The following is a 16,578-nucleotide window of genomic DNA, read 5'->3' on the forward strand; positions in this document are numbered from 1 at the left end:
GACCCGTAGCGAACCCTAGCACCCCCCGAGTTCCACGCAACAGAACTCAGAATTCCAACTCAACTCTCTTTCGAGAACGACAGTAGACCCGACGAGCGAGGCGAACGAGTGCAGTTTGTAACGTGTAGTCGCGAACTGTGGGATCGGGGGCCATCCCCCACGCCGCGGTCTGTGCCCTAGTCGGTCTCGTGGGAGAGAGATGTAGTCGATGTAGTACTACATTGGATGTGGTCGGCTAAGCCTCATATCTGCTCGGCCCTTACGGAGAGCTACAGAGACACCCCTCCACGGTGGGGATATCGGCTCCGAGCTGGCTGTAAGCCGGTGGTGAGTCGACGGATGCCTTGACTGGACAGGGTAGAAGAGACGAGATGACCTCGATACACCCCGCAAGAGCGACGGCGATAGCGCGACGACTGGCGGCAGATCTGTGGCGGTTCGAGGCGAAGGTGGGTCGATGACGACGTGGGGGAACGGGGACGAGGGGACGTGGTTTGAGGTGCAGATTTCGGTTCCGTGGGTGGTCGCGGGCACGACGGGCGTGCAGGACGCGATCAACATCGCGGTTTCAGAGGTCGGCAAGAGGGTGAATCAGACGTCGGCACGGTACTCCGAAATCGTCGTTCAGGATGTGGCATGTCCCTCCTGCGGGTATGAGTATGAGGCCGCACTCTCAACGACGGATTTCGCACTCGTGGTCCTGACGGTCGTAGCGCAGTTTCCGGGGGAATCAGGCGAGGAGAGCTCGCGCGTCGCAAAGCGCGAACTGGGCCAGCGAATGAAAGACATTCCACTGACCGTGCTGGGGGTACGACGCGCGACCTCGGAGAGGAACGTGGAGACGGAGACAGACGCAACCCCAGAGTATGAGGCAGAAGCTAGGGAGATCCCCGAAAGAGAGTCCTTGAACCTCAAAGAGGTCTCGTGACGGCAGAGTGCGAGGAGGCGGTGTCTGCGGCCAAGCGTCAGGGAGATTCCCACACGGGGGGTTGTGATCACTCGATGGACACACAGGCCGCGCTGGAGCCCTGGTCAATCTGCTCGCGGTCGATCGAACAGATTGAGGGTTTCTGCCGGCGTGAACAGCCAGAGGTCGTCGCGTTCGGCAGCGATGGTCCGTAATTGTGCTGTGAATCCTTCTTTCGCGAAGAGCGCGTAGACGACGGATCGGTCGGTCCCATGCCAGCGAACCTCGCTTTCGAGCGCTTCGAGGTCACGGAGGAGTCCACGCCCGACCGCATCGCTGGTCCACTTGCACTCGCCGAGTAAGAGCGTGTCCGTCTGCTCGTTGACGCCAGCAACGTCCACCTCGTCCTCGCCGTACCACCAGCGGCCAACGCGGGAACAGGAGACAGGAAATGCAGCCGTTCGGACGGCTTGTCGGCACACGTCTTCGAATGTCCAGCTCGTGTGTTCGGAAAGCGTTTCTTCGATCGCGTCGCGCACGGGCTCGGTGTGCCCCTGTTCAAGCGTCGCGCGGTTCGGGAGCACGTACCGAAACCAGAAACGGAGGAACTGGTCAGTGATACGGTAGACTGCGCGCCCGTCAGGGTCGGTGACGGGCGTCTCGCGTTCAACGAGTGCAATGCGTGTGAGATTCTGGAGATACCTAGAGATCGAACTCGCGTCCCGCCCGATTTCGTTCCCAATCTCGCTAACCCGAGTTGCTCCACTGGCGATAGCCTCCAGAATCGCCATATACGTCGTTGGTTCCCTGAGTTCTTGGCGTAACAGGAATTCGGGTTCCTCGTAGAGGAACGCCCCTTTCGAAAGGATCGAAGATTCAACGTTTTCGAGGACCGCAAGGTTGGAGTCGAACTGTTCGAGGTAGGCCGGAACCCCGCCAAGGATGCTGTAGGCTTCGATCAGTTCGATCGGGTCGTAGTCCGGGAAGAATCCAGTGGCATCGCCGAACGACATCGGTTCCATCCGCCACTGGCCCGTTCGACGACCATAGAGCGGGCTTTCGTAACTCAGGACGCCTTCCTCCATCATCGAGATGGACGAGCCGAGGAGGACGAGCGAGATACCGGTCCCGGCGAGAATCTCGTCAACCACGGTTTGGAAGACCGACGGGATGGTTTCGTCTTCGTCAACGAGGTATGAGAACTCGTCGAGGGCGACAACGGCAGGGTCGTCGAGGCGACGTGCGAGGTACTCGAAGGCGTCAACAAAGCCGTCGACGTCAGGCGGGATATCGTCGAGGGTGTCAGCACACTGTTCTGCGAATCGGCGTGCGTTCTGACTGGTTCCACGTTCGTCACAGAGGTAGTAGAACGTAGATCTCTCGAGTGTCTCGAGGACGGACGTGACAAGCGTCGTCTTCCCGACGCGTCGTCGGCCATAGAGGACAAGCAGTTGTTCGTCGCTATCGGAGAGGTGTGAATGGAGCCAGTCGGTCTCTGCCGCCCGGTCAATCATTATGCACGCGATAATATTATCTCCTGCATAATCAGTATGTGGGTTTCTTCGCGACAACGATCATCCGTCGAAGATTGGTGATACAGCTCTCCCCCAAGAGAAGTGAAACAGAGATTGAAAACGCGAAGCCACCGACGCACACGAGCCAGAGCCCGGTCGTGGTGAACAGCGGGTCAACTGCAAGGAACAGCATCCCGACATAGGCGGTGATCCACATCGAGAAGACGGTGACGGTCAGAAGAGGTACGTTGACGGGAGTTGCGTATCGGACAGGCATGGTGAAGTGGTCGTAGGTGAGTCAAGGCTGGTCGGCGGCGCACGGCCACACCGCTGACAAATCGAGAATCGTCGGCGGAGCTCGCTGCGCTGCTTGACTCCCTCATCCCCTTGGGGAACCAATACTCGCCGTCGGTGGCGACCCATCTATCTAAGACTTTGAGGAGCGGCGCCGGTAACCGGCCGAGCGAAGCGAGGCCGGGGCGGAAGCGGAAACGATAGACCCTCGCCTCCTGGGGGGTGTGAGTTGACCGGGAAAGGCGTGCAAGCGTCTGTAGACGCCTCCGAGAGGAAGGGGAAGCCCGCTCCCCTATTCCTATTGGGCGGGAACGGGGTCAGGCGCGATATCCTCGACGGCCGCCTCGACGGCGGCTTCAATGTCGGAGACGTCCGACTGGTAGACCGACTGGACGGCGTCGGTGGCCTCGGAGTCGCCGCTGGCGAGCGCGCCAAGGCGCTTCTGAGTCGCGTCGATGGTCTCGGCCACCCACGAGTCGCGGGCGTCGCGGTCGGCGGCCGTGATGGACTCGGGTTGGATGGAGATGTTCACGCCGTACTCTGTCTCGTAGTGGTGGATCTTCCCGACCACCGCGACGTACGACGGCGTCTCGGCCGACCGGAGCACGTCCAGCGCCTCGGCCTGATACTGCCCGGCGTAGAGGTTCACGGCCGCACCAGCAGCCATCACGCGCCCCTTCCAGAATTCGGCATCACTCCCGACGTCGGCGGTTTCGATGAGCGTCCCGACGACGAACACGCGATTGGCGGCTTCCCCACTCGGCAGGAGCGTGAAATTCGGCGCTCGGTCATCGCCCTCGTCTTCGGGGCGGGTGAACGAGTGGGTGGCCTGTGTGAGTTCTTCGGCGAACAGGCGTTTCGCGGGCTGGCGCTGCGTGACAGCTGGGGCGATAGCCGGGTCACTGAGGCCGGGATTGTCCGCTGAGTAGCCCGTCTCGACCGCTTCGTCCACGAGGAAGTACTCGCCGACAACCGGGCCGCGGACGTCGAAGGTCGTCCCGATGAGCGAGGCACGGAGTTCTACGCCGACGACGCTCGCATCAAGGGCTTCTGCTGCCTGTTCCTTCGCCGCCTCGAGCGAGAGTCCACTAATGGCTTCGGTCATCTCGGCGTTGAACAGCGCTCGGATCGTGCGCTCACCGTCGTCAAGGATCGCCTTGAGGCGAAGGTCGAACACGCCATCGACCTCGCCGTGTTCGGAGCACCGCCCGTTCTGGACGACGCGCGTGCAGTCCTCGTGTGGGCAGCGCTTGATGAGGCCACTGCCGTCTTCGAGCGCGACGAGCGTGCCCGTCGCTCGCGTCTTCCCGTCGGTGGGCTCGACGACGTCTTCGGCGTCGGACTCGGTGACCTCGCTGGCTTTGTTGAGCGAGAGCGAGTACTTGCCCTCGTACTCGTTCGTGATCGCCGAGGCGATGTCGTAGGTGACACCCGCTTCGAGCGTGGGCAGGCTCTCGGTATTCTTCTGCCAGACGACGAACTTCATCTGCGCCGTCTCATCACCGATGAGGCCGACCTGTCGCATGGAGTCGTGCTTGGGCTCCCAGAGGTCGACCACCTGTGCGCGGACGTCCACCCATTCCTCGGGGCCGAGGTCCGCGATGTCGCCGAGCATGACGCGCTCGAAGGCGTGCGACCCACTCGCGGCCCCACCGAAGCCAGCGAGGGCCGAGATGTCCTCGGACAGGTGGCCGTCGTCGAGGCCGTACTCCGTCGTGAGGGTGCGAACTGTCGTCGTCGTCGCCTCCTCGAGGGGGACGCTGAACTCCTGCATGGCCGCGATTCGCTCCTGGACGGTCGACGCCGGCACGTCCACGCCCATCTCGCCGAACTTGCCGCTGATGTCTGCCGCACGCTGCTCCACGCTGAGGTTGGAGTTTGCACTCATAGTAGTCTAGTTCTCTCTGAGGGGATTCTCACGAGTCAGGACAGAACGAGAACGCGCCTCGCCCCACCCGCTCTCCCTCACCCCCCTTTGGGGGCCAATACATTCGGGAGACGCACGCAGGACAACCGCCGTCGCCGTCAGCGGAGTGCCAACGGATCGGTATCACTCACACCGACTCACTCGTGGGATCGGATGTCGAGAAGACGGACGACGTCGTCGTCGCGCCCTCTCTCACTTCCCTCACCCCCTTTGGGGACTAATACCCACGTCGGAAGCGAGGAGAATGGAAACCACGGATCGTCGAAGGGCTCGCCATAGAATCCGTTCGGGAACCTAGAACGGAGGTGGCCGTAGATCCTTTCGGAGGCGCTTGTTTCGACGGCTCCCTCTCCGGAAATCGCTCGTTAGGTACGTGTGCGAACTTATCTGCTTATTTTGTTGCCTTGTATTCGTCGGAAAGTAGAGCTTGCTGCTGCCCCGAGTAAGACGACGCCACCAATACCGGTGACGAACATTCCAAATGGCTGGAAGAGAGAACTCGCAACGTCAACGTGAACCCTGGAAACGTCGTAGATTGTCGAATTGTACCGAACGGAGTAGGGTAGTTCTGAAATGCGCTCCTGTAACTCTTCATCGGTGGTCATAAACCGTCCGTCTTGGCCGGGCTCAACCGCGAGTAAGAATAGCGCCTGTTGCTCCCGTGGAAGGTCAGAGAAGTCCGTCGCTGTCGTATTGGTTTGGGATGTGGGAGCCACGTCGATTCCCGCCTTCCGGTCGATCGTCGCTGAATCATAGGCCCCATACCCATAGATACCGCCGCCGGCAACGAGTAACGCTACACCGATAACGATTGAGATGCGGACTGTTATCGTGGCTGCCATATCTAAGCATCTTCGTTTGCCCATTTGTTGCACATCCTGCGAGAATCACGAGGCACACGACTACGAACGTCTGGAGGGGCTCGTCGCATTCTGATAGCTGTTTGACTTGCTTGAGTATATATTCTGTGTATTTGTTGCCACATCAGAATCAACCGTTCAGTAGTCTCTCTGAATCTAATAGTGATCCACCGACCTCGTCCAGTGATTGACACAGCGGTGCACACCGAGAGGGGCTCGTCGGCGCTTCACCTCTCTCCTTCATTTCCGCCTCGTATTACCTCCAATAGTTCAAATAATAATACCCGATGAATACGATGCCGATAGCGAACAACACGATCATCACTAGTGAGGGAGAGGTAAATGCCAATAACAGTATCAACCCTGTAATTCCTATTGCGGCACTAAGCAGGACGTACTCTGCTGCGAATCTCACGACGGCATCCATATGAGCTAGTCGTATGGCAATGATACTATAGTTTGGTGGGGGTTCCAGTAGCGTTTAGCTGCGGATGAGCCGTGCCATTGCTGTATCGAACGTTCAGTAATCGCACTACATCTAACGGTTTGACCATCTACTGTCGCAGTGTAGGATTCTTCCCCTACCATCGTCAGAACGAGTCGTCGCGAACGACGGCGTCCGCACAGGATTCACAGAGGATGTCGAACGGCGGCCACCCGGTGAGGCCATCGGCGTCTTCGAGGAGTGCAGTCGGGATCAGGCCGCTCGTCCCGCACCCACCGTCGCAGGACGCGAAGGAATGACTGACTGCGGCGAAGGTTTCGCCGTGCGGGTCGTGATCGGGCTTGCGGAACTCGGGTTCCTCGCCCGTCTTGAACGTCACGCTGACGGGATCGCGCTCGGCCGTGTGGTCGGTGTCGATGCTCCGCTCGTCGGACTGGCTGTTAGTCATCTCGAAACCCTCACCCCCCTTGGGGAACCAATACCCACGTCGAAAGCACGGAACGTGGAGATTGGGCTGTTCGTGAGTGCGGCGCCAGCGCCCGAACGGAGCTTGCCTTCGAGAAGAACGAGTGGCTACGTCTCTCGCTGTTGGGCCAGCTGCTCGCGCTGTTCCTCGCGCCAGTCCAAGTACCGACGAATGGAGCCGACGCCGTCGGGGGCGCGAATCACCCGCTTGTAGCCCCGCCCGCCGAGCGAGAACAGGTCTCCGATGTCGTGGTAGACGCCGAGTTCGTCGTCGATCTTTCCGAGCAGCACCCGAAGCTCTTCGACATCCTCATCGCTCAGGTCGCTCTGCTCGATGGCCGCGGCCACCTGCTCGAGTGCGTCGGTGTCGTCGTCAGCCATCGGTTACACCCCGTGGTTGCGGAATCGCTCGACATCGACGTCGACCGGGAGCGCGTCGAAGTCGTCGTCTCCGCCGGCGAGGAACGTTGCGTCGCGATCGTGGGACAGCGCCACTCCATAGGCGTCTGCTATCGAGATGCGTCCGTCAACCTTCACCTCGCCTGCGAGCCGCCAATCCACCTGCTCGATTACGAGACCGCAGCGTGTGAGTGTCCGAACGTCCCAATCGGCAACCCGGAGCGACGCCGGCGTCGGCTTGTCCTCGTCGGTACCCTCGAAACGGGCGACAAGGTAGTACACCTCGCTCGCGTTGATCTCCGAGAGCAAGCCCTTGGCCTCGCCGGCTTCGACCTCGTCAAGGAGATCGGCCACCCGCTCGTGGCCGGGTTCGTCGTAGAGAAAGGCGATGAGCGCCTCAGTGTTGAACACGTAGGTGCCGCTCATTCCTCAGACGGCCGTAGACGATCGAATCGCTCGTCCTCGCGGCTCTTCTCCTCGTCCTTCGTCTCGCGAACCTTCGCCAGCACCTCACCGGACTCGTGGTCGCCGGAATGGATGCCGTGCAGTTCCTCCATCTCCTCTGTCCGTAGTTCCTCCAGATCTTCCTCGCCGTACTCCTCGTCCGCAGCCTGGTGGTGCTGGTGGAGTCGGTAGGCAGATTGGAGTCGCTCCTCGTCGTCTGTAATCGCCCAGTACGGACGCTTATGTCGCACGAGACCGCGTCCCTTCAGCCTCGAGAGGATCGCGCTGACAGCGTCCGTATCCAATCCGAGACGCTCCGCGATCGTCACCGCTTTCCACGCTCGATCATCGTGCTCGTCGAGGAACAGTACGATCCGCTCGGTGTCGTTTCGCTCCTCGAACTCGTCCTCGTCGGCATTCTCGAACTCGTCGATATCGATCGCACCACCCGACATGGTCAATTGTTGGTTCTGTTGGTCCATAGGTATTTGGGTGTTTGTTGCGAAGTATTTGTACCTATCTCGGGATTGACGAAGCAGTCTGAGGCCGTCACACGACAGGGGAGAAGCGATTGCCGACTGTCTGTCAAGGCGCACAGCAATGCTGAAAAACCACTTTGCCAGTGGGGATAGACTATCGGTGGTTCGATCTGAAGAAACGAGAGAGGAAGCCGGTCTGCATACGGCGTTCGCGTTCGTCAGCCTGAATTTGCTCATTCGCTTCTTCGTACTCGCGGAGGACGGCGTCAAGTCCGATGAGTGTCTCGGTCGCCGTCGTGGGGTCTTCACGGCGAATCAGTGGGCGAAGAATCTGTTCGAGTCGCTTCACTGGGTCATCGGGGAGGTCGGAATCCGCCGTCGAGAGAAGGCCGGCCTGCCTGAGCTGGGTACGGTAGCGTTCGCGCTCTCCCATGAGCTCGTCCATCGCCTTGAGGTAGGTCTCGGCGGTGAACTTGTAGCGGTCACGCTCCTCCTCGACGTCTTGGAGTCGACGGAGGCGCTCCTCGAGGCGGTTCTGATACCGCGCGAGAACCCGGTTGTCCTCACGAGCGACTTTCATCGCTTGCGCGGTGGGCGAACGCCCTTCGATGGGCCCGACGGTCCAATCGGTGGCATGTTTCTCGTCCTCCACGAGCGTGGGGTTAGTCCGCGACCACTCAGGCCCAGCCTTCGCGACAGACTCGGTCATCATCCGCTGGGTACTGTCGTCGAGGTCGGGGTCAGTATCCGTCCCATCGGGTGCAGCGGGCTCAACGCCCCCCGGAGTCACATCTCCACCGGGAGCAGCGTCGGACTGCCCGGTAGCGTCGGGCGTGGTCGTCGACGCCGACTGTCCCGTGGGGGCGTCCGCGACGGCGTCAACGCCGGCACCCGAGGCATCCCCATTTCCGTCCACGGGTCCGCTCGCATCCCCGTCCGTCTGTTCGTTCTCGTCGTCGTCGTCGGCGTCGAGGAGGGCGTCGGGAGCATTCTCGGCGGTGTCTGCGGCGTCGTCCGTGTGCAGCGGGCCTGGTACGCTCGGAGCGCCCGCGGTCGGTGGAGACACAGCATCACTCGCGGCAGATGCCCCGACCGATCCAGCGGCCTCCTGGGACTGCTGGGAGGCGGTTGAGGATGACGCGTCGTCCGAGAGCGCTCCAGTATCGGTGTCGCTGGTGGTCGTGGCCGTCGTCGTTGGCCCGTCGGCCTTCGAGAATTTCACGCCTTCCTCACTCGGGAGCTCATAGTGGTCGTCCACACGGAGGAGCGCACGGGCGAGCGCGACGGCGCCGTACGTCGCGCCACTCGCGTAGTGGGGGTCATCCCACTTGACGCGCATCAACCCGGAGTTCCGAAAGAGCGCATCCATCCGATCAGGATCTTTCCCGGTCCAGAACGCGAGAGTATGAACGAGCGCCATATCTGCCTCTGACTGGCTCGGGTAGTCGGCGTCGTGAGACCCCCACATCGAGGAGTCCCCCTCGTAGAGTCGCCGTTTTCGCTCACCACCCCGAGAGTCATACATCCGGATCAAAAGTTTGCTATCTGATAGTTCGACACCGGGCCCCGCAAGGTCGTCGAATGTACTGGGACAGACGGGCGGGAGGTGCTTCGTCTGCACCCGCTCAAGCGCGTCTTTCACCGCTGGGTCGCGAATGCTCCTGACGGCATCACCGTAGCGCTCAACGAGTGCACTCTCACTCTGCCGGCCTGCGGGTTCGGTGGGACGCCGACCGCCTCGATTATCCCCACGATCTGAGGTATCGGTCGTAGCAGTCTCGGCGAGACTCTGCTGCCCATCAGAGGTAGTCTCACCACGAATGTACATGCGGTGGACAGCGTCTAAATCATCCTGACAGGTCCGAATCTCCGTGGGCGTTTCATCAAGATGCGCGCCGGTCACCGTGAAGTAGCGGTCAGAGTCATACATCTCGACACGACCCCGCCGGTTGCCGCCGGCGGTGAGCTCTCCCCCCACGAGGATATGAACACCTGTACCGGAGGGCGACACCTCCGTGTATGAGTCGAGTCGGTCGATGATATCGAGCGCCCATTCTTCGAGGGCTCCGGTTTCAGGGTCACGACATTTATCGAGGTCGACACCGGTGATGGAGACGTCGTCGGTGAAGACGAATCCGAGGCCATCACCAGTTACCCGGGAGTCGTTGAAGCTGGCCCAAGTGGTGTCGAAGTCGCGGCGATGGTCGGGGTTGGTGACGTCACAGTTGATGTCACCGCTCGTCCGATATGGTTTCGTCGGGATCTTGGTAGGTTTCCCGTCGCGCTGTCCTTCGCGCCAGAGAATCCAGTTCTCGATGGTGCGGATCGTGTCGGGGATTGCATCGTTTGTTACGTCTATGGTAATCATGATCTCATCGTGAGGGGGAGAGCGGACGTCGCCGCTCGACGGCGGGCGAAAGAAACCCGAGTACTCGATCTCAGCCCAGATGGAGGGGAAACCGATACCCCGCACGGGATTTGCGCAACATCAGTGCCCCACTCCCACCCAATACTATGATATGTAGCATCGGAAGGGCCGAATAGAGTTGCCATATCGGTCGATAGTATCTCTAAAGCGTTCTGCACGCGTGCGCAAAGTTGTAACGGTGAGGGCGTCACGCGAAGCCCGGGTTCTGGGGGTAGAAGCCTGTTACTCTCTGTGCGCGCCATGCGCGGATTTTGCGCGGATTTGCGGACCCTCGAACCCACCTCGAAATGACCGGTCCCAAATAGAAGTTCAAGAGAGCCTTTTAGAGTCTCTAAGCCGATTTGGCCGGTTGCGCTAAGTTGTAACGGTGGGGTCGCCTTATTGGACCCTGATTCGGGAGGGAGAAGCCCCTTACTGCCCGCGCACAGAATGCGCACACTTTGCGCGCATCGCCGAAGATGGCTACTGGAGTTCATCGAGGAGATTTGCGACACCAACGAACTGCCACTCGCTGTCATCGCCCCAAGTTGCACGGGTAATGTCGGCGTAAGAGCGACTGTTTCGTTCGGCGGGTACTTCGTCGATCAGCCCCGCGTTGTGCAGGGCACGTGTGATATTCTTTGCTCCTGAGAGGTTCGGGACGACCCAGATTTTCTTCTCGACGTCAAAGCGGCTGAAGTCCTCGTAGTGCTTGATAATGTGTTCGTGGCGGACGTTCGAGATTGCCTCTCCGATCACAGCTGGCTTCTCGTCTCTGAACGCGACGACATCGGGCTTCACGTCGGTCCCGAATATCGGGGCATATCTCTTGACGAAATACTGCTGATTCTCGTCGTTTGCGAGTGTGCGAGCGAGTGCCTCGACCATTACCTTGTGGTACGTCTTTTCGTTCACGTCCCCCTGGTCCTCACCGAATGCGACGCGTGTCCCACACGCACGCTGACCGTCCTCGGTGGCGGTGTAGTAGACGCGGAGATTCTCAGTCGACTTCTCGAGGTAGCCGAGATCGATGAGGCGTTCAACATCTACATCAGGGAAGTGACTGTTTATCCGCTCCATCGTATCGAGGATATCGAACTTGGGGTGGCGACCGTTGACTGTCGTCACGACAGCTGTGAGGAACTGCTGCTCCTGAGCTGTCAGATTCTTTTCTCGGACTGAATCAACGTCGCCGACCCGGGTATCTTCCCGGTCTCCAGGCTCGGCATCCGGGGTACTGGCAGTGGCCGCTCCTGCTCCATCAGTGCGGGTCGATTCTTCTGCTGCCCCAGCGTGTTCACCGACGGTTTCGTCTCCGGCCGTACTGGTTGGGTCAGTCCCGTTATAGAGGACCTCGTTAACCCGATCTTCCAGATCGCTTACCGAATCCTGGCTGGCACTGTTAGCCGTCGTTTCTACCTCTGAGTCGCTGTTACCTGCGGTGTCGGCGCGACGTGAACCAAAGTCGTCCGTGAGGTCGTCCACAGGCGGGGTGGGTCGACTCGAATTACCGGCCTGAGTGTCCCCGTTCGAGCGGGGTGACGCCCTCGATCCCGTCCCGACTTGAGTTGCCGTATTCCGCTTAGTCTGCCACACATCATCTCCATCTTCGGTGTCGCCCCCAACGTCGGTGTCTCTGCCAAGATCAGCAGCGCCAGCCTCATCGTCTTTCTCGGTGGAGACTGAGAGCTGTTCGGCGGACGCATTCGTGTTGCTTCCCGGTTGGAGACAGTAGTCGTCTCGCGTTTGGCGTGTCTTCTTCGCGTCGACCTCATTGAAGGAATCGCCATACGGTGAGACTGAATCGTCGCGTATGGGGTTGTCCGAACTGCTGTGGCCGGCAGGGATGCCGACCGGGAGGAGTGTGACGAGTTCAGGGATGTCGGTCATGAAGCCCGTGTCTGGGAGTTGGGCGACCCACTCCCCACGCGGGAGGGACGTGATCCGATCAATGAGTTCCTCGTCTTCGATACCCTCGTGGAATAGCGTCATCACGAGTTCGTCGTCGACAGCGAGTTTTCCGATGAGTTTCGTATTGATGTTACGCAGAATCTCCTTGTAGGAGGAGACGTCGAGCGCGTCGGCTTTCACCTGTTCGGCGAAGTGCATGATCACCTCGAGCGCGAGGCCGAACTCACGGCCGTCAGGAATCATGTCGTCGCGGACGAGCTCAGATTGCAGAAGGGGTGCGGCCTCGTCGATGATCAGGTTGATGACGTAGCCATCGCTGACAGAAGGCGTCTTCCCGAGGCGGTGCCGGAGTCGAGCGCCCGACCAGATGTAATCAAGCAACATGAACGTGAAGAGGTTGCTTGAGGCGGGTCGGAGGTCGCCGGTATCGATGAGGACGACACGCTTGCTCGCGAGGATGTCCTGAATATCGAACATCGGCGACTGGTGGGCGTAATGCCCATTTTCCTCGTCCCACTCGGGGACGAAGTTGAGGATCCGCCAGATGAACGATCGCTCGGCGAGTTTGGTGATCCGATTCATCACCGCATCGATCGAGGTCATGAATCGCTGACGGTCGGCGTCGACGTGGCGCTGAAGGGTTTGAGCGAGGGTCTCGTCGCTCACGTCCGGAAGCTTGCCTTGGGCTTGGATTCGTTCATCCTGACTACCGAGTTTCTGCATCTCCATCGCGGCCATGAGGAGGTCACTAATGGGCCAGGCGTCCTTGCCGTGGACAGGATCGAACATTGCTTTGATGAGGCTGTTGAGGATTTCTTGGGCGACGAACGCTTGGTCAGCCATCTCTCGGCCGAGGACGTACACGAGGAGTTCGTTGTAGCGATCGATTTTCTCTTGGACCGCGACCGTTCGGCTGACGCCGGCGGCGAGTTGCGGGCGAATGTCGAAGTAGGGGAACGCGAGAACCTCGTCGTTCGGTCCCGGGACGGGGATGTGGAGGACGTCGTCGAGGTTCCCGAATGTGTTGAAGTGAGCGCGCTTGTAGTCCGTGGCCATCGAGCCGCCCTTCTTGTCGAGGACGAAGATGGGGCCGTCGAACGACTCGTAGGCGCTGAGGGCGTCGTTAATCATCGCCGTCGTCTTCCCGCCGCCCGTCGTGGCAGCCCGCATCACGTGATGGGTGAGCTGCTCGGCGGAGAGGCTAATCGGGATGTCTGGGCGGTTGTCGACGGCAGTCTCGGCGTAGCCGATGTGCATCCCGTGATTATACTGGGAGAGGAGGTCCTCGTCGGTCGCGGTGAGCGGCGAGCGAGCGTCGGGTGACCCACCAGAGGAGCCGCGACTCGCACGCGGGAGTGCGTCCGTGTGCGGCACGACAACGAAGTTCGCGAGTTCATCGGGAGAGGCACAGAGGATGGGGTCTCCTTTGCTGAAGCGCCCGGAGAGCCCGCTCGAGGATGCAAGTCGAGCGTGACAGAGCGCAGCGAACTCGGTATCGCTGCTACCCAGGAGGTCGCCTTCGATTCCATAGTACGGCCCGGACAGACTCGTGAATGCGTTCGAGATACTCTGGATGGTCTGTTCGTTGCACGCGGCACGGAGCGTGAGGTCGAACGTCGTCGTGGGCTGTTTGTGGTCGATTTGGGCCATCCGCGAGCCGGTGATCTTGTTGGTGTCGCCGGCGGTAACCGTCCCGCCGACCTGTTCGGAGATATCCCCCCGGTGGATGTTCCGGCGTTCCTGTTCTGACGTACCGAACAGCTGGCGGGCAAATTCGTTTTTGAAGGCACTGAACGTCCCGTGGTTCCCCATTTTGAGATTCCGCTTGTGGACTTCGGCTTCGCTCGTCCAGTCGTCGCGGGGCTTGAACACGGCTTGGAAGATGAACGGGTCAGTGGAGTGCACAGCCTGCTCGAGGAGGACGCTGAGCGGCGACCGATACTGGTCGTCGTTGTCCGTCGCGATGTCGCTGAATGGCCGTAGGAGCGTCATCCAGTCGTTCTTCTTCGAGGAGATGCCTTTCCAGCGAACCAGCGAGGGGCGTTTGTCCTCGGTGACTTCCTCAGGACGCAGGGGGACACCTTTCTTGATGAGCTGCTTGTCGGCTTCTTCAGCAGATGGACCGTCGCCACGTCCGATGTCGTGGTCCTCGAACAGGTCTGGATCCTCAAATCCGCTGAGGCGTTCGAGGTCGCCAATATCTTCGAGCGAGGCAATGCGTCGCCCCCCGACCTGTGCGTTGCCGCTCCCGCTGGCGAAAGCGGCGATAGGATTGAACGGGACGATCTCGAACTCGAAGGACTCGGGGTACATCGCCGCAACGTTCGCCGCGAGTGTCTTGAACGCCGTCGCGTCATAGGGCGTTACGCTGAGGTAGAAGTCGAAGCGCTTCGTACTCCGAGGTTTGTGGATGACGAACTCGAACGTCTTCTTGTAGTCTTTCAGGCCGAGTCGGTTCTTGAGGTTGAACCGCGAGGTATCGGTGACTCCAGCTCGATACAACCCGAAGAGCCCAGCGATGATGTTGCCGGGCGTGACCTGCTCGCGAGCCGGCGAGATGTGGATGTACGGGCGGGCTTCGATTGGATCCCCGAGTTTCTTCCCGGGACCTACAGCAGCGCCCTCATCGAGGGTACTGCGGTCGTCACGCCCGCCGTCACTGCTTTGTCCTGAAGTGGTTTCGAGGTCCGTTAGCTCGTCGGACGTCTCTCCGGAAGCGTCGCGCGACTCGGCGTCGATACTCGTACTCTGGGTGCGTGCTGTCCTTGTCCCCGCTTCCATTGGCGAAGTGTCACCCCCACGGATTCGTGCGTGCCGGACGTCAACGCCCTTCTTCTCGAAGATCCCCGTAGGTGGATTGGAGTGGTCATTGGTCTGGTCGGAATGACCGGGTTCTTCCTCCCGTTTGGATGGGGAACTCATCGCCGGCCGTCTCCCTCCAAGATATGACTGAATACGGAACCCAGCAACTGCTGTGCTACAGTCGGTCTGGTTCCAGTTGAGAGTGCGATTCGGTATAGCTCGGCCGTGAAGGTTACAGTACTCATGGAGTTTGCTTGTTGGTCAAGTTCATCAGCCACTATCGCACCCGATCTGGATGGGAAGCCGGCTGCGAATACCCGAGGGGGGGTCGGAAACGAGCGGGGGTAGGAGGGCTATCAGCGTGGTCGGTCTCGTGCGAACTACGTGGTTGCGATCCACTCAAGGAGCGCCACGAAGATGTTGATCCCGAAGTAGAAGACTGTCATGCTGGCTCCGCCGATCACGAGCCACATCCCGTTCTCGGCACGGTCACTGTTCTTGCGTGCAGTAAGCCACACAATGGCGCCTAGTGCGAGACCGATGAGGCCGGCATATTTGAGCACGGCGAGGACTGTATCGTACAGGTTGGCCATGATTCCCTCAAGCCCGGAAGTGCCGTCTCTCGCTGTTTGAGCGACCACGGGGTCCACGAAAACGATCACGGCGAGGAGACCGATGAGAACGCTCGTGCGGTGCTTCTTCAGGAAGTTCATTGCAAGGGCAGTGTTCATTGTATCCTGATCCAGGGTACGACTCGATCAGAGATAAGGTCGAGTAGGTCACATCAGATGTGGTCAATGTGGTACCCACACTTCTGGCGTTATGTAGCGGGATTTCGTGGTGTTTCAACGATAGGTATATCTCAGACTATCGCTTGAACAGACATGAAGAAGAACACCCTCCTAGTGCCGCTTCTTCGATCAGGTGAAAATCGTGTCTACAACCAGCTCCAGTAGCTCCTCCAGCACCGACAGCGACGAAAGTGGCGAGCGTACTGCCTCTACGGCAACTATCAACGTCTGCCTCCGAAGAGACACTCACACGCGCCTCACCGCGTTCAAGAACTTCGACCCGTTCGTCCACAGAACGTTCGATGAGGCGGTCACTGAGCTACTCGACACGATCGAGTTCCCCACCCCCGACGAATTCGAGAGCAAGTACATCCCATCAATGACACGCATACTCCCCGAGAACGAGGAGGAGCGAGACGACTAGAACAGCCACTCAGCCTTCGATTTCACACACGAAGTCACCCCATAAGTGCGCGTTCGGCCGCTACTACCCAGTTAAGTCACTAAGTGAGGGCTTTACGAATTCTCCGTATAGTACTTGATTCAATAGCTGGGTGTCGGAACCGGTCGTTAGGTAGGTATGCAGAATCAACAGTTGTTATATTCACCTATTTCAATGTACGCTCATGAGCAACTGGAAGATGCTATCCACTGCTGTCCTGAACGGCGCGGAGTACACAAACGCAAAGAAGGGATGGCGCAGGGAGGACACAGGTGAGGAGGTCATTATTTATCGGGTAGAAGGTACTGGAATGGAAGAACTCACCGAAAAGGAGTGGGCGGTTCAGCATCCAGAAGATGAAAATGGCGAACATACGCACTTTTTTAATGAGTTCGGGAATGCAGAAGACTTCGCAGAGCGATTCGTTCACTAAGAGGGACTTCTGTCATGTGGGGTTGGCATGAGCATCACACAAGCGGTCCGGAAATGGC

13 protein-coding genes and 1 pseudogene are annotated in these 16,578 nt (G+C 59.7%); 3 read left to right on the plus strand and 11 right to left on the minus strand.

What is annotated here, in order from left to right:
- Positions 1 to 457 precede the first annotated feature (457 nt).
- A complete protein-coding gene (locus EFA46_RS15375; protein ID WP_123078881.1) occupies positions 458 to 928 on the plus strand; it encodes a DUF555 domain-containing protein in 471 nt (156 codons plus the stop codon).
- A 104-nt stretch (positions 929 to 1,032) separates the two neighbouring features.
- Here EFA46_RS15375 and EFA46_RS15380 read toward each other — a convergent pair whose 3' ends face one another.
- The 11 genes and pseudogenes from EFA46_RS15380 to EFA46_RS15430 form a co-directional block, all read right to left on the minus strand.
- Entirely contained in the window at positions 1,033 to 2,421 is a 1,389-nt protein-coding gene (locus tag EFA46_RS15380) for an ATP-binding protein (protein ID WP_123078883.1), read from the minus strand.
- 31 nt (positions 2,422 to 2,452) lie between these two features.
- Positions 2,453 to 2,698 carry a hypothetical protein gene (locus EFA46_RS15385; protein WP_148040725.1) on the minus strand — a complete coding sequence of 82 codons (246 nt, stop codon included), beginning with the start codon at positions 2,696 to 2,698 and terminating at the stop codon, positions 2,453 to 2,455.
- Positions 2,699 to 3,013: 315 nt separating this feature from the next.
- Positions 3,014 to 4,603: a hypothetical protein gene (locus EFA46_RS15390; protein WP_148040726.1), complete on the minus strand. Its 1,590-nt coding sequence runs from the start codon at positions 4,601 to 4,603 to the stop codon at positions 3,014 to 3,016.
- A gap of 422 nt (positions 4,604 to 5,025) precedes the next feature.
- Entirely contained in the window at positions 5,026 to 5,484 is a 459-nt protein-coding gene (locus EFA46_RS15395; protein ID WP_148040727.1) for a hypothetical protein, read from the minus strand.
- Positions 5,485 to 6,092: 608 nt separating this feature from the next.
- Positions 6,093 to 6,395: a hypothetical protein gene (locus EFA46_RS15400; RefSeq protein WP_123078890.1), complete on the minus strand. Its 303-nt coding sequence runs from the start codon at positions 6,393 to 6,395 to the stop codon at positions 6,093 to 6,095.
- A gap of 125 nt (positions 6,396 to 6,520) precedes the next feature.
- Complete coding sequence (locus tag EFA46_RS15405) at positions 6,521 to 6,793, minus strand: hypothetical protein (protein WP_123078892.1); 273 nt, start codon at positions 6,791 to 6,793, stop codon at positions 6,521 to 6,523.
- A gap of 3 nt (positions 6,794 to 6,796) precedes the next feature.
- On the minus strand, positions 6,797 to 7,237 hold the full coding sequence (locus EFA46_RS15410; RefSeq protein WP_123078894.1) for a PIN domain-containing protein: 441 nt from the start codon (positions 7,235 to 7,237) through the stop codon (positions 6,797 to 6,799).
- A 119-nt stretch (positions 7,238 to 7,356) separates the two neighbouring features.
- A pseudogene (locus EFA46_RS15415) lies at positions 7,357 to 7,710 on the minus strand (MarR family transcriptional regulator); the annotation flags it as partial.
- Between the two features lie 178 nt (positions 7,711 to 7,888).
- Positions 7,889 to 10,102 carry a hypothetical protein gene (locus EFA46_RS15420; protein ID WP_148040728.1) on the minus strand — a complete coding sequence of 738 codons (2,214 nt, stop codon included), beginning with the start codon at positions 10,100 to 10,102 and terminating at the stop codon, positions 7,889 to 7,891.
- A gap of 522 nt (positions 10,103 to 10,624) precedes the next feature.
- On the minus strand, positions 10,625 to 14,833 hold the full coding sequence (locus EFA46_RS15425; protein WP_123078898.1) for an ATP-binding protein: 4,209 nt from the start codon (positions 14,831 to 14,833) through the stop codon (positions 10,625 to 10,627).
- Between the two features lie 401 nt (positions 14,834 to 15,234).
- Positions 15,235 to 15,585 (minus strand): hypothetical protein, encoded by a 351-nt coding sequence (locus EFA46_RS15430; protein ID WP_123078900.1) that lies wholly within the window; start codon positions 15,583 to 15,585, stop codon positions 15,235 to 15,237.
- 202 nt (positions 15,586 to 15,787) lie between these two features.
- Between EFA46_RS15430 and EFA46_RS15435 the strand changes: the two genes are divergently transcribed.
- On the plus strand, positions 15,788 to 16,069 hold the full coding sequence (locus tag EFA46_RS15435) for a hypothetical protein (RefSeq protein WP_148040729.1): 282 nt from the start codon (positions 15,788 to 15,790) through the stop codon (positions 16,067 to 16,069).
- Between the two features lie 202 nt (positions 16,070 to 16,271).
- The gene (locus EFA46_RS15440) at positions 16,272 to 16,520 is read left to right on the plus strand and encodes a hypothetical protein (RefSeq protein WP_123078904.1); all 249 of its coding nucleotides are present in this window, start codon (positions 16,272 to 16,274) and stop codon (positions 16,518 to 16,520) included.
- Positions 16,521 to 16,578 lie beyond the last annotated feature (58 nt).

Origin of the sequence: Halarchaeum sp. CBA1220, assembly GCF_003721175.2 — an archaeon.
GTDB classification, from domain to species: Archaea; Halobacteriota; Halobacteria; order Halobacteriales; family Halobacteriaceae; genus Halarchaeum; species Halarchaeum grantii.

Excerpts from the sequence above, each read along its gene's own strand:
- EFA46_RS15380 (WP_123078883.1), bottom strand. The coding sequence starts at position 2,421 with ATGATTGACCGGGCGGCAGAGACCGACTGGCTCCATTCACACCTCTCC.
- EFA46_RS15420 (WP_148040728.1), bottom strand. The coding sequence starts at position 10,102 with ATGATTACCATAGACGTAACAAACGATGCAATCCCCGACACGATCCGC.
- EFA46_RS15405 (WP_123078892.1), bottom strand. The coding sequence starts at position 6,793 with ATGGCTGACGACGACACCGACGCACTCGAGCAGGTGGCCGCGGCCATC.
- EFA46_RS15385 (WP_148040725.1), bottom strand. The coding sequence starts at position 2,698 with ATGCCTGTCCGATACGCAACTCCCGTCAACGTACCTCTTCTGACCGTC.
- EFA46_RS15395 (WP_148040727.1), bottom strand. The coding sequence starts at position 5,484 with ATGGCAGCCACGATAACAGTCCGCATCTCAATCGTTATCGGTGTAGCG.
- EFA46_RS15400 (WP_123078890.1), bottom strand. The coding sequence starts at position 6,395 with ATGACTAACAGCCAGTCCGACGAGCGGAGCATCGACACCGACCACACG.
- EFA46_RS15375 (WP_123078881.1), top strand. The coding sequence starts at position 458 with ATGACGACGTGGGGGAACGGGGACGAGGGGACGTGGTTTGAGGTGCAG.
- EFA46_RS15430 (WP_123078900.1), bottom strand. The coding sequence starts at position 15,585 with ATGAACACTGCCCTTGCAATGAACTTCCTGAAGAAGCACCGCACGAGC.
- EFA46_RS15425 (WP_123078898.1), bottom strand. The coding sequence starts at position 14,833 with ATGGAAGCGGGGACAAGGACAGCACGCACCCAGAGTACGAGTATCGAC.
- EFA46_RS15390 (WP_148040726.1), bottom strand. The coding sequence starts at position 4,603 with ATGAGTGCAAACTCCAACCTCAGCGTGGAGCAGCGTGCGGCAGACATC.
- EFA46_RS15410 (WP_123078894.1), bottom strand. The coding sequence starts at position 7,237 with ATGAGCGGCACCTACGTGTTCAACACTGAGGCGCTCATCGCCTTTCTC.
- EFA46_RS15440 (WP_123078904.1), top strand. The coding sequence starts at position 16,272 with ATGAGCAACTGGAAGATGCTATCCACTGCTGTCCTGAACGGCGCGGAG.